Here is a 13,952-nt window from a genome sequence, read left to right as displayed (position 1 = left end):
TGCTTAATATAAAATAGTACCAAATTTATTAGGTAGTCCACTTTGTGCTAGTCGGTGTAATGGTTTTATATAAAATTATGAGTGTTAAATCTTTTTAATCTTCTTAACTAAGTTTTCAGATAAATTCAACAGCCATTTCACCTGTTCTGATACTAATTGTGTTTCGTGTAGTTTGATACGCATATCTTTGGTTATTGGTAAACCGGCTTCAATTTCCTTATCCCTTTTTTTAGCTAATTCATTAAAGTAGCTATCATATTTTTCTGTAGCTTGTTTTATTTCTTCTGAAGCAAGGGTATGGCCAGATTCCACATCATTTAAGATGGCTACTGCTTTAAGTAGATTAAAATTAATATGCTTCACATAAATTTCGAAATGTTTTGGTGCTTCTCCTGTTTCATTGGTTCTAATATACATCCCTAGTGATGATAGTGAAGATAAAAAGGTGTTGAGTATTGTAGTTAGGTCATAAACTTCGGCACCATGTGCTTGTTTTGATTTTGGTTCTTGTGCAAATCGTTGGTAGGCCGCATTCAAATTACCTATTTCTAAAAAGGCCTCTTTTCTGGCCAAACTATAACTAGTAGGTGTTTCTCCTTTTTTATGGTACAGTTGATCTACCTCTTTTAAAAATAGAGATAATGCGTCTATGGTATGAGCAAAATACTCTTTAATACTTTTCGATTCCCATGCGGGCCAAAGCAAAAAATTAGCCACATAGGCTAAACTAGACCCTATGAGCGTATCAATAACCCTAAATTTGATGACATCTAATATATTTGGAGTAATAAGGGCATACATGAAAATCACATACAAGGTAATAAAGGCAGCACCGTTTCTGTAGTTTTGTTTTACTAATGAAAATCCTATAATTAAAGATACAGCTGCTATTATACCGTAAACAACTGTACTTTGAGTTAAAAATACAATACCAACTCCTACAGTTGCTCCCATAAGTGTACCTACCACACGATTTTTTGTGCGTTCCTTCGTTAAGCTGTAGCTTGGACGCATAATGACCACGATGGTCAATATAATCCAATATGGTTGTTGCATTTCAATGGTATGCCCAATTATAAAACCAATTAACATAGTTACTGTTAGACGCAGTGAATGTCTAAATATTGCCGACTTAAAACTAAAATTAGCTTTTAGTTTTTTCAAGTCGTAATCCTGTGGTGTAATAAACTGTTCAGCATCTTTTATTCCTCCTATTTTATCATTTTTGGAATAATTGTTCAAGATCCTTACCATGTCATTGAGGTTGTTTATTTGTTTCTCCAGGTAAGTTTTATAGTTTAATAAAAATATAGTGCCTTCTCGTGACTCAGGAAGTCCCACACTAATTTTATAGTGTTCAATATGATTATTTAAATTGTTAAGTAGAATTTTAAAATTATTTTGAAAGTTCAGCTTTTCTTCCTTACGAATAACTTTAGAAATATGATTTAAGCGGTCTGAAATTTCAAATAATAAAATTTTAAATTCATTAATTTCTTCGGGGTGTTCCTTAAACCAGGCATCTAATTTTTCATAATCAATGGTGTTAGAAATAGCCAATTCATAAATCTCCATGATTTTGGAAAAAAATAATTGACGACGCCGAGATCTATTGCTAAAACCAGAGCTCATTCTACGTTCTAGAATAACCTCTCTTATGGTTTCATGGAGTTCGTTTATTTCGGTTTGTAGTATAAATATTTGGTCGAACAATGCCGGTCTATTTTTCTCATTTACTAGTAGTTTTCCTCGAACGCGTATAAACTCAGATGTTTTTTCGATCAATTGAACATATAAAAAATCGACTTCAACCTTTGAAAAGGCTATTTGAACTAAGGTTGTTAATATTAGAAACCAAATACCTCCTAAGGCTATATAAAGGGAGTGTTCTAATGAAGATGTTTCTGTACTGGTATGAGCAAAGGCAAGGACTAAAGACAATAGGCCCGATAATGAAACAAGAGAAGCTCTAAATCCGAATACTGAAATATAAGCTACCGAAAATACTAAAACAATTATTAGTGGTATGAGTATAATTAAGTTACTACTAAAATACCCTACCACTAACGTGATGACAAAGGTTAACACGATTGAAGCTAGAATTCCATAAAATTTATGTTTTAAACTTCCTGCAACATCTGAAGGGGCACATAATATTGCGCCTAATGCCATACTAAAACCAATATCAACCCTATCGAAAAAATAAATAGAGATAAAAACGGGAATAGCCATAGCTAATGCCACCAAAAAGGCTTTTGTAAAATGTGTGCTTTTAAAGTAGCGAAGTAAGTTGTTAATCATATCTCGAATTATAGATCAAATTTAAGAAGGATAATGTAGATTATGGGGTTGCTAGAAAAAAAAAGCACCTAATAATTTTATTTAAAACATCATTGCAACTAAGTTGGATTACCGTGTTTTTTTATTTGCCGCTTCGTTATAAAATTTTTTTAAAACATGAAAAAGACTATTTCACCCTTTTTAACTGCACTAGTTTTATTTACAGGGTGTTCTAGTGGTGATGATTACCATGAGCATGAAAATGTATTTAACAAGAAGCTGCCTATATAGTCAAAGGCTCTGTTGTTTTGAACCTGTCGAAACATTATAATGAACGAAGATTCATCATGACTTTGATAGGGTTGATTTGATATGTTACGGTATAAACGACTTTGGATATAGCTTTTTTTTATGTCGATTTTCAACTAAATTTTAGCAAAAACAGCAAATAGTTTATTGTCTGTTTGCATGCGTATGCTAAAATTTTCGGAAGTATAAAGTATAACCTAAAAGTAGACCTAGCGAACCATAAGAAGCTTCTGTAATGGTAGTGGTTCCTTTTATTAAATCATTTTCGTTAGGATTGTTTAAAGAGCCTTTTTGTTGGTAGTTACTAGTACTTCCGGTACTAAATAATAGACCAAGACTGAGGTTGCTTTGGTTTTTTTTGATGGTAACTCCTGAAGAAATATGGTAAATGTCCCAACTACTTATTGTGGTTTTTACGCCACGTTGATCATTTAAAGATTCATCAAAATAAGACATATCGTTTCTAGCGCTTAAAAACAGAGACAAACTATCTTTTACTAAATATTCATATCCAATGGCTACATTAAAAACTGATTTTGCTGCGGCACGTACACTCATAAAATCATCAGCGCCTAATTGTGGTGCTACATTAGCAGGTCTTATGAAGGTGTCTGAAGCGACGTCCATAATGTCATAGATGTCGGTACTTCCATAGTACTGGCAAGAAAATCCAATATGTGATTTAGTGCCAGTATAATTAACACCTGCTGAAATCGATAGAGGTGATTTATAAGTTGTTTTTAGTTCACTTTGTCTATCAGTTGCCACTGCCGAGATACGATTGTCATCAATTAATTTAAAGTTGTTTGCTTCAATGTTAGCGGCTACAGAACCTATTCCTAAGAGGTTAACAGAAGGTGTGGTAAGTGTTAATCCTGCTTTCCATCGTTCTTTTTGGTATGAAACACCAAGCTTCGCACTATAGCGGGCATTGTAATAATCTAGATTTTCGTTTAGGTTTGCAGCAACTAATGTACGTTCTGAACCATTCATGAAAACATAGGTAGATAAACTTCTGTTATACGATTGTGAACGTACCGTAAAGAGGTTAGTAATTCCAACCGACCAATTTTCGTTTAATCGTCTTGCTACACCAAAGGCAATTAAAATCTCATTAAGCCTATCGCTAACAGCTGATTCAGCCACAGTTTCTTCAAGACCTGTACTTTCAGAATCATCAATAACATCAAAGAACCCTTCTTTTCTAGCAATACCTTTAAAATTGAAATTTGTTGGGGCCATGAATCCGTAGCCTACTTTCCAGTTATCATTCTTAACGTTTATCATACCACCAGCTAAAAGCGGTACAGCACCTAACTGCCTACTTTTAAAATTTGCTTCTTGACCTAGTGCATTAGAAATGGTGATATTTTCAACACGGTAAGCGGTTGCATTTACAGAAATAGAAGTATTATCTATGAAACCAAGTGCTCCAGGATTGTAATAAAGCATGGTGTTGTCATCACTGCCGCCAACAACTGCACCAGACATGAGCACTGAGTTTGATCCAAATTGTTGGGTCCAATAATTGGTGTCTTGAGCCTGTGTTTGAAAAACAATACAGGCGGTTAAGAAAATGAAATAGGTGAATGCTTTATTAATTTCCATTTTTAAGTTAATTAAAGATTGTTGAAATTATTTCTTTTTCTTCTGAACTTGCTGAAGTATCGAAAGGTCTTTTGATCTTCTTTACACGTCAATATAACATGTGCATTGTGGACTTTTTGAAGGCGTTTTTTCATAAGGGATAACTATAGTGTTAATAGCTTCTTAAAATTAAGTATAAAATAATTAATAGTCAATGGCTTATGAATACAATTTAGAACTTCATGGGAATTCTTTTTAAAATCTGTAAATGGTGTTCTGTAGATGTGTTTTTAGGTGCTTTAAACACAACTTTTAAGTATGACCCACAACTTTTAGGAATGATCCACTTTTAGGAATGATCCATAAAAACGCCGTAAAAAACATAGGAGCAATAAAAAACCCTTGATAATCATATGACTATCAAGGGTTTGTGAAAAATTGTGTGGTACCTCCAGGAATCGAACCAGGGACACAAGGATTTTCAGTCCTTTGCTCTACCAACTGAGCTAAGGTACCTCGCTAAAGCGGTTGCAAATATATATCCTATTTTAGATTCTGCCAAATCTAATGGCGAAAAAAATGAAATAATTTCATTTTTTTTTAGAAATAAAAGCTAACTAATTTAATGTTAATTAAATACGGTAAATCTTTATTATTGCTTCTTCTTTTGTAAATTTACCCTTTTTTAAAAATTAGATGAATTTAGTTGTTGATGTAGGAAATTCCTTTGTGAAACTGGCCGTTTTTAGAGCAGATGAGCTTAAGGAAAAAAGAATTGTAGCTCATAAAACACTTTTAGAAGCTATAAAGCTTTTAAAAACAGAATTTCCATTATTAAAAAATGCTATCATTTCTTCCGTTGGGCATTTAACCCCCGTTCAAATAGAAAGTTTGAAAGCCGATTTTAAAACGGTTGTTTTGGATAGTCAAACGACCTTGCCTTTTATTAATGCTTATACAACGCCTGAAACTTTAGGTGTAGACCGCATCGGGTTGGTATGTGCAGCTGTAAAGCAGTTTCCGAATAAAAACAGCTTAATCATAGATGCAGGAACCTGTATAACTTATGATTTTATATCTCATAAAAACACCTATTTAGGTGGCGCTATTTCACCCGGTTTAAGCATGCGTTACAAGGCGTTAAATAATTTAACCGCAAAATTGCCATTGTTAGAGTTATCACAACCAGAAGACATTACAGGGAATTCAACAGCGGCCTCTATACATTCAGGTGTTGTTAATGGTGTTATAAATGAATTGCAAGGAACTATAGCACAGTATCAAAATAAATTTTCAGATTTAACAGTTATTTTAACAGGAGGCGATGCTAAATTCTTGTCTAAACAATTAAAAAGTAGCATATTTGCCAATTCTAATTTCCTTTTGGAAGGATTGAACTATATTTTACAACTTAACTCAAACGAATGATAAAAAAACTTGTATTAGTTTTTATTGTAATTTTTGCAATTAAAGGTCATAGCCAGCAATCAACAGCATCTCCATATTCTTATTATGGCATTGGAAATATAAATTTCAAAGGTACTGTTGAAAACAGGAGTATGGGAGGTTTGAGTATTTATAATGATAGTATTCATATGAACTTGCGCAATCCAGCATCTTATGGTGGGGAGAATTTAGCGTCTTGGGGCAATCAAAGTCGACCTGTTAAATATACAGTTGGTGGTGCTCACCAAAGTTCTACTTTGAAAAGTGAAGCTAGCGAAGGAAAAACGTCATCATCAACTTTTAATTATTTAGCCATGTCTTTTCCTATTGGTAAACTAGGGGTAGGTCTTGGTATTATGCCTTACAGTTCAGTGGGGTATAAATTGGATAATTTAGATTCTGATGGAAATGTCTCTAATAGATTTAGAGGTGAAGGTGGTATAAATAAAGTGTTTTTAGGCGCTGGATATCAGATCACAAAAGGGCTTTCCGCTGGTGTTGATTTTCAATATAACTTTGGGAACATTCAAAATAGTGTTGTTGGCTTTCAATACGATGGTGATGTTCCTACACAATATCAAACCCGTGAAGATAATAGATCAGACTTGAGTGGGTTTAGTATGACTTTTGGTCTATCTTATAAAAAGATGCTAACTGAAAGACTGGAAATAGTTTCAGGTTTAACCTATACAGCACAAACAAATCTACGTTCTAGTAATGAACGTAGTTATTCTACAATAATTATTAATTCTAGTACAGATGAAGAGTCTGTCTTTAATACCGTTGATGCCAATTTAGAGGCTTCAGGATTAAAAGAAACAGATTTGTCACTGCCTTCGAAACTTACAGTAGGGGTTGGTTTAGGGCAGCCTAGAAGTTGGTTTCTTGGTGCAGAATATACGATGCAAAACACAAGTAATTTTTCAAATCCATTATACACAACTTCAGGTACTGTTTATGAAGATGGTTCAAGATTGTCCTTTGGAGGTTTTTATATTCCACAGTATAATTCCTTTTCAAACTACTTTAAACGAATGGTTTATAGAGCTGGTTTGAGGTTTGAGAAAACTGGATTGAATATTAATAATCAGTCTATAGAAGAGTTTGGCATATCTTTTGGAACAGGATTACCTGTAGGTGAAGCCCGATTATTTTCAAATGCGAATTTAGGATTTGAATTTGGTAAGCGCGGAACCACCGACAATAATTTGATACAAGAGAATTTTATAAACTTCCAAATAAGTCTATCTTTGAACGATAGATGGTTTCAGAAAAGAAAATATGATTAAACTGAATTTATTAAAATAACTATGAAAACAAAAATCACATTATTAGTACTATTGTTTATTGGCTTAAATTTTGGCTATGCACAACAAGATGAAGAGTGTATATCGAAACTTTCAATATTCCATGAGTATGCCAAAGCTAAAAACTACGACGCTGCTTACGAGCCTTGGATGGCAGTAAGAAAAAAGTGTCCTAAATATAGTAATGCTATTTATGCAGATGGAGAGAAAATCTTAAACCATAAAATTGATAACAGTACAGGCGCAGAGCAAGTTGCTTATATTAACGATTTAGTAAAACTTTGGAATGAAAGAGCTGTAAATTTTCCTTCTAAAACACCTAAAGGTGAATATGCTGCAAAGTCTTGTCAGTTAATGTATGACAACAGAGTCGCTTTAAGTAAAACTGATGAAGAATTATACAAGTGTTTTGACGATGCTTATAATTTAGATAAAGACACGTTTACAAACCCAAAAAGTTTATACACGTACTTTTCATTAATGGTAGATTTATACGATGCAGGAAAAAAACCAGCAGCAGATTTATTTAATAAATATGATGATGTTGCTGAGAAAGTTGAAGGCGAAGTTCAAAACTACTCTGAAGACTTAAATAAACTTATTGAAAAAGAAGAAGCTGGTACAGCTTTAACTAAGAAAGAAGCAAAATATAAGAGATACTACGAAAGTTATTTAAAAGCTTACGATCAAATTGCTTCAGGTATCGATCAAAAACTAGGGGATAGAGCAAATTGTGAAAACTTAATTCCTTTATATACTAAAGACTTTGAAGCTAACAAAACGAATGCCGTTTGGTTACAAAGAGCTGCCGGTAAAATGTCTGAGAAAGAATGTACATCAGATCCTTTATTCTTTAAGTTAGTAAACGCTTACCACGATATCAGTCCTTCTGCTAATTCAGCATATTACTTAGGAATTTTAAAAGATAAAGAAGGTAAAACAAACGAAGCGATTAAATTTTACGAGCAAGCCATTAGTTTAGAAACAGACAGCTTTAAAAAGTCTAAACTTTACTATAGAGTAGCTACAAAGTTTAAAGCTAAAGGAAGTTATTCTAAAGCAAGAGGTTACTATAGACAAGCACTTAAGCTTAACCCTTCAAACGGAAGACCTCATATTGCTATTGCAGCTATGTATGCAGCAAGTGCAAACAACTGTGGAACGACTAACTTTGATAAAAGAGCCGTATATTGGTTAGCAGCTAGTGAAGCTAGAAAAGCAGCTAGTGTGGATCCTACAATGAGCAGTGCTGCATCAAAATCTTCCGCGAGTTATGAAGCTAAAGCGCCTCAAAAATCTGAGATCTTTAGTTCAGGAAGATCAGGTGAAACAATCAATATTGGATGTTGGATTGGTTCTTCTGTTAAGGTGCCAAGCATCTAATGAAAAAGCATTTTACATATAGAATTTTTAACATAGTCACAGTTTTTACTGTGGCTATGTTTTTTTCATGCAATGATAGTTTAAAGCAAGTGCAGAAGCTTGGGATTTCAGAAAATGAACCTATAGGTGTAGATTATAATCTCAATTTAAAATATACCGATTCTGGACGTGTTAGTGCTAACTTGATTAGCACCAAAGCCTTAGATTATTCAAATCGTGATTTTCCTTTCCGTGAATTTGTTGATGGTGTAGAACTCGATGTTTTTGATGAAAAGAATCAAAAAAGTGTGGTCCTAGCCGATTATGCTATTGTATATTCTGAAACAGGTTTGATTGATATGCAAAACAATGTGGTGATTACCACGCATGATAATCGTGTGTTAAAAACAGATCAGTTGTATTACGATCAAAAAAATGAATGGCTCTATACCAATAAAGCTGTTTCATTCAAATCAGAGCAAGACCTTATAAATGGTCATGGTTTCGACTCCAATACAAAGTTTACAAATGCCGAAGTTCTAGAAGTTACAGGTATTATTACCTTAGAAGAGTAATTTTTTAACAAGGCAAGCTTCTCAATTTTAATTACCTTTACATTTCGTAAATTAAACAGCTACTAATGAAATATTATAAGATTTTTCAATACGCCTATTTAGTATTTGCCGCATTATTCATATATGATGGGATTTCAAAATGGGGTAAAGATCCTAATAAAGCATACCTTTCTTTGGGCTTAGGGGCCTTAGCTATTTTCATGTTTTTCTTCAGAGCTAAGTTTAGAAAGAAATATGAAGACAAAGACAATAATAAGTAAATGAGTGTTTACGTCATCATTATTATCGTATCATTAATTCTTTCTGCTTTTTTCTCAGGCATGGAGATTGCTTATGTGTCTTCTAATAAAATTCATATAGAAATTGAGAAAAAGCAAGACGGTTTATTAGCGAGAGCTCTAAGTAAACTGACATCAAAGCCTTCAAAGTTTATAACCACTATGCTTATAGGTAATAACATTGCCTTGGTTCTTTATGGGTTTTTTATGGGCGATTTACTGGTGAGTTGGTTTCAATCTTTAGTGCCTACATCTTATGTATTTCTAGATTATTTACTTACCGATTTAAGTCTGCTTTCTCAAACGATTATTTCGACTTTAGTTATTTTAATTACTGCCGAATTCCTTCCAAAGGTGTTTTTTCAAATTTATGCTAACAGCTTAATTAAAGCTTTGGCCATTCCTGCTTATTTCTTTTATATCGTGTTTTCGTTGATTTCAGATTTTGTGATTTGGATTTCAGATTTCTTATTAAAAGTGTTTTTTAAAACGGAAGGCGACCAAATTCAATTGGCTTTCACTAAGGTGGAATTAGGGAATTACATTAGCGAGCAAATGCAATCGGTTGAAGCACATGACGATGTAGATAGTGAGATTCAAATCTTTCAAAATGCTTTAGAGTTTTCTGAAGTTAAAGCTCGAGAAGTGATGATACCGCGAACCGAAATCATTGCAGTTGAAATCAACGACTCTATAAAATCATTAAATGCCTTGTTTACTGAAACAGGTCGAACCAAAATTCTCGTTTATAAAGAAACTATTGATGATGTTATTGGTTATGTGCATTCCTTTGAGTTATTTAAAAAAGCAAGTCATATCAAGTCGATGATTACACCTGTGGAGTTTGTGCCTGAGACTGTACTCGTTAAAGATGTGTTGAGCGTTCTTACTAAAAAGCGACGAAGTATAGCCGTAGTTTTAGATGAATACGGTGGTACTTCCGGCATTATGACCGTAGAAGATATCGTAGAAGAGCTCTTTGGAGAAATTGAAGACGAACACGATTCGGTAGATTTAATTGAAGAGCTTATCAACGAACAAATGTATAAGTTTTCTGCACGCCTAGAGGTAGATTATATTAATGAAACCTATAAACTGGAACTTCCTGAAAGTGAGAATTATGAAACCCTTGGTGGTTTGATTGTAAACCATACAGAAGAGATTCCTACCCAAAATGATGTGGTGAAAATTGGCCACTTTCAATTCACCATTTTAGAAGTTTCAAACACTAAAATTGATTTGGTCGAACTTATTGTTCTAGATGACGATTAAAATACAAAGTTCTATTTTTATTATTAAAAGGAAAATGGTATTTTCGCGCACGATATTTTTGTCAGTTAGCCTATAATTGACAGCAACTTAACTAGAAATCCTTAAAAGGGATATTAAAAAAATTAATTTTCAAATGGCAGTTTTAAACAAGATTAGACAACGCTCACTGTTCTTAATATTAATTATTGCGTTAGCGCTTTTTGCTTTTGTATTGGCAGATTTATTTAAAAACTCTGATGCACTTACAGCAAAATCACAAAACGTTATAGCTACAGTTAACGGTAAAGAAATTACACGTGAAGACTTTTTACAAAAGGTTGAAATTGCACAAAGACAAGCTGGTCCTTCAACTACAAGTACACAAATCATGAACCGTGTTTGGGATCAAGAAGTGAGACAAGCCATTATGGAAACTCAGTTTGAAGAACTTGGAATTACTGTAGAGAAAGACCAAATGAGAGATTTATTAAGAACCTCTTTAGCGTCAAGTCCAGAGTTTTTGAATGAAGCTGGTCTTTTCGATGAAAATAAAATGAACGAATATATCGCCAACTTAAAAGAAACTAATCCTGCAGGTTTTTCTAGTTGGGTAAACTATGAGAAACAAATTGCTGCAAATGCACTTAACCAAAACTATTACAATATGGTTAAAGCAGGGTTAACAGGAACACTTGCTGAAGGTGAATTAGAACATAAATTAGAAGGAAACAAAGTAGACCTTAAATATGTGCAAATCGCTTATTCTACAATTTCTGATAGCTTGGTTAAAGTAAGTAAGTCTGATATTTCAGATTATATCAATGAGCATAAAACGCAGTTTGAAGTTGAAGCTTCTAGAGATATTCGTTTTGTAGAGTTTAAAGAAGAAGCTTCTGTTGAAGATGAAAACGGAATTAAAGCGGAACTTAATCGATACAAAAATGGACAATTAGTTGATGAGAATGGTAGAAAAAATGAAATTCCTGCCTTTGCTCAAGCAACAGATAACGAAGATTATATCAATTCTGTAGCAGCTTCAGATTTAAAATTTGATGATAGCTTTGTGTTTAGAGGAAGTTTGCCATCTGATTATGCTGATGATATTTTTAACTTAAATGAAGGTGAAGTTTTTGGGCCATATAAGGATAATGGTTTCTTTAAAATTTCTAAAGTTATTGCTGTAAAGCAAATTCCAGATTCTGCAAAAGTTAGACACATTTTAATTCCGCATTTAGGAGCACAAAGTGCAGGTCCTGAAGTAACAAAAACAGAAGACCAGGCTAAAGTTTTAGCCGATAGTTTATTAAACGTGTTAGAATCTGATAGTTCTAAATTTCCAGAATACGTTACTGAGTACTCTTCTGATCAAGGAAGTGTTAATAATGGAGGTCGTTATGATTGGCACGCTTACGGTAGTATGGTACCAGAATTCAACGATTTTGAATTTAACGGACAAGTTGGTGACTTAGGTGTTGTTAAAACCGTATTTGGTTTCCATATTATAGAAATTGAAGGTCTTAAAGATTCTAAAAGAGCTGTTCAAGTTGGAACGATTGCAAGAAGAATTGAGCCATCTGAAGCAACTACTGATAAAATATTTAGAGATGCTTCTAACTTCGAAATTAACGCTGGTGAAGGTGATTTTGAAGCGGTAGCCAAAGAAAATAAACTTACAGTAAGACCAGTAAATGGTATTAAAGCCTTAGACGAAAGTATTCCTGGTGTTGGTAACCAAAGACCAATTGTACGTTGGGCTTTTGAAGAGCAAGTGGATGCTGGTGATATTAAAAGATTTAATATTCCTGGTGGATATGTAATCGCTCAAGTTGTTGCTAAAAATGAAGCAGGCTTAATGTCTGTAGATAACGCAACGGCTCGTGTTTTACCAATCCTTAGAAAAGAAAAGAAAGCTGAAATGATTAAGGACAGAGTTTCTGCTACAACTTTAGAGGATATCGCTGCTGCGGAAAACACTACGGTGAAATCAGCTACAGGTGTAAACATGAAGAATCCAACCATTTCTGGTGCAGGACGTGAGCCTTATGTAGTAGGTGCGGCATTCGGTTTGAATGAAGGAGAAACTTCAGGGTTATTAGAAGGAGAAAAAGGGGTGTATGCAGTGCTAGTTACTAAAGCGACTCCAGCAGTTGAATTAGAGAACTATCAAGCAGCTGCCAACCGTGTAGAACAACAAAAAACAGCTGTTGTGAATTCAAGACTGTACAGCGCTTTAAAAGAGGCTGCAGAGATTGAAGACAATAGAGCTCAAGCGCAAATACAATAAGCGTTTTATAGTATGTTAAATTAAAGCCCTGGTTCACGGGGCTTTTTTATATAATTAAATTTTATCACTTTATAGAAACTGTTGATAACTTAACTGTAAGTTTTCTAACAAAAAACCTACTTTTGTGATGTTAAAAAGCTAAGATTATGTCTGATACAATAGAAAGAGTAAAATGCCTTATTATAGGTTCTGGACCTGCAGGTTACACTGCTGCAATTTATGCTGCACGAGCAAATATGAGTCCTGTATTATATCAAGGAACCCAACCGGGAGGTCAATTAACAACAACGAATGAGGTTGAAAATTTTCCTGGCTATCCAGAAGGGGTTACAGGACCAGAAATGATGATGGAGTTGCAAAAGCAGGCTGAGCGTTTTGAAGCTGATGTCCGTGATGGATGGGTGACAAAAGTGGACTTTTCAGCAGATGTACATAAAGTATGGGTGAATGGTGAAAAAGAAATCCATGCTGATACTGTAATCATTTCAACTGGAGCTTCTGCAAAATATCTAGGATTAGATTCAGAACAAAAATATTTAAAACTTGGTGGAGGTGTTTCTGCTTGTGCCGTTTGTGATGGATTCTTCTATAGAAACCAAGAAGTGGTTATTGTTGGTGCTGGTGATTCTGCTTGTGAAGAAGCACATTACTTATCTAAACTATGTAAAAAAGTAACGATGCTTGTGCGTAGAGATGAGTTTAGAGCTTCTAAGATTATGGCAGAACGTGTTAAAAATACCGAAAATATCGAAATCCTTTTCAACACTGAAACTGATGAAGTTTTAGGTGACGGACAAGTGGTTCACGGGGTACGTGTATATAACAAAGAAACTAAAGAAAAGCATGATGTTCCTGCTACTGGATTCTTTGTGGCTATTGGTCATAAACCAAACACCGATATCTTTAAAGGGTTCTTAGATTTAGATGAAACGGGTTATATCATCAATGTACCAGGAACTGCTAAAACTAATATAGAAGGTGTATTTGTGTCTGGTGATGCTGCCGATCATGTCTATAGACAAGCGATTACCGCTGCAGGTACTGGTTGTATGGCTGCTCTAGACGCTGAGCGTTATTTAGCTTCTAAAGATGTGAATTTTGAAGTAGCGACGTCTACTTATAATTAATAAAATTTATTTCAAATTTATACTAAACCCGAAGCCTAGGCTTCGGGTTTTTTGTTTTCACGTACTAGGTTTATGGGTAACTACGTTATTCGGATAGATATGTAGTTGTCTAAATGACTATAAAAGTCCAATTATAAAGTAACATA

10 protein-coding genes and 1 tRNA gene are annotated in these 13,952 nt (G+C 34.0%); 8 read left to right on the top strand and 3 right to left on the bottom strand.

Translation table 11 applies throughout. The features are described from left to right. Nucleotides 1-84 precede the first annotated feature (84 nt). The 3 genes from F6U93_RS11210 to F6U93_RS11200 form a co-directional block, all read right to left on the bottom strand. Nucleotides 85-2,301 carry an FUSC family protein gene (locus F6U93_RS11210; protein ID WP_150939831.1) on the bottom strand — a complete coding sequence of 739 codons (2,217 nt, stop codon included), beginning with the start codon at nucleotides 2,299-2,301 and terminating at the stop codon, nucleotides 85-87. 456 nt (nucleotides 2,302-2,757) lie between these two features. After that, nucleotides 2,758-4,197, bottom strand: a complete 1,440-nt coding sequence (locus F6U93_RS11205) for a hypothetical protein (RefSeq protein ID WP_150939829.1) — start codon at nucleotides 4,195-4,197, stop codon at nucleotides 2,758-2,760. 422 nt (nucleotides 4,198-4,619) lie between these two features. Then, nucleotides 4,620-4,692 (bottom strand) — tRNA-Phe (locus F6U93_RS11200). A gap of 180 nt (nucleotides 4,693-4,872) precedes the next feature. Here F6U93_RS11200 and F6U93_RS11195 point away from each other — a divergent pair. The 8 genes from F6U93_RS11195 to trxB all read left to right on the top strand — a co-directional run bounded on the left by F6U93_RS11195 (nucleotide 4,873) and on the right by trxB (nucleotide 13,806). After that, the gene (locus F6U93_RS11195) at nucleotides 4,873-5,604 is read left to right on the top strand and encodes a type III pantothenate kinase (RefSeq protein WP_150939828.1); all 732 of its coding nucleotides are present in this window, start codon (nucleotides 4,873-4,875) and stop codon (nucleotides 5,602-5,604) included. Then, nucleotides 5,601-6,911, top strand: a complete 1,311-nt coding sequence (locus F6U93_RS11190; RefSeq protein ID WP_150939826.1) for a hypothetical protein — start codon at nucleotides 5,601-5,603, stop codon at nucleotides 6,909-6,911. The genes F6U93_RS11195 and F6U93_RS11190 overlap by 4 nt, the downstream gene beginning before the upstream one ends. A 21-nt stretch (nucleotides 6,912-6,932) precedes the next feature. After that, the gene (locus tag F6U93_RS11185) at nucleotides 6,933-8,312 is read left to right on the top strand and encodes a hypothetical protein (protein ID WP_150939824.1); all 1,380 of its coding nucleotides are present in this window, start codon (nucleotides 6,933-6,935) and stop codon (nucleotides 8,310-8,312) included. Continuing rightward, entirely contained in the window at nucleotides 8,312-8,866 is a 555-nt protein-coding gene (gene lptC, locus F6U93_RS11180; protein ID WP_150939822.1) for an LPS export ABC transporter periplasmic protein LptC, read from the top strand. The genes F6U93_RS11185 and lptC overlap by 1 nt, the downstream gene beginning before the upstream one ends. A 65-nt stretch (nucleotides 8,867-8,931) precedes the next feature. Then, complete coding sequence (locus tag F6U93_RS11175; protein ID WP_150939820.1) at nucleotides 8,932-9,126, top strand: hypothetical protein; 195 nt, start codon at nucleotides 8,932-8,934, stop codon at nucleotides 9,124-9,126. Continuing rightward, entirely contained in the window at nucleotides 9,127-10,416 is a 1,290-nt protein-coding gene (locus F6U93_RS11170) for a hemolysin family protein (protein WP_150939819.1), read from the top strand. A gap of 133 nt (nucleotides 10,417-10,549) precedes the next feature. After that, nucleotides 10,550-12,679 carry a peptidylprolyl isomerase gene (locus tag F6U93_RS11165; protein ID WP_150939817.1) on the top strand — a complete coding sequence of 710 codons (2,130 nt, stop codon included), beginning with the start codon at nucleotides 10,550-10,552 and terminating at the stop codon, nucleotides 12,677-12,679. A 146-nt stretch (nucleotides 12,680-12,825) separates the two neighbouring features. Then, nucleotides 12,826-13,806, top strand: a complete 981-nt coding sequence (gene trxB / locus F6U93_RS11160; protein WP_150939815.1) for a thioredoxin-disulfide reductase — start codon at nucleotides 12,826-12,828, stop codon at nucleotides 13,804-13,806. The last annotated feature ends 146 nt before the right edge of the window (nucleotides 13,807-13,952 follow it).

This window comes from Pseudotamlana haliotis, assembly GCF_008806375.1.
GTDB classification, from domain to species: Bacteria; Bacteroidota; Bacteroidia; order Flavobacteriales; family Flavobacteriaceae; genus Pseudotamlana; species Pseudotamlana haliotis.
The sequence above is the reverse complement of the archived record's forward strand: the minus strand, read 5'-3'. Positions and strand labels throughout refer to the sequence as shown.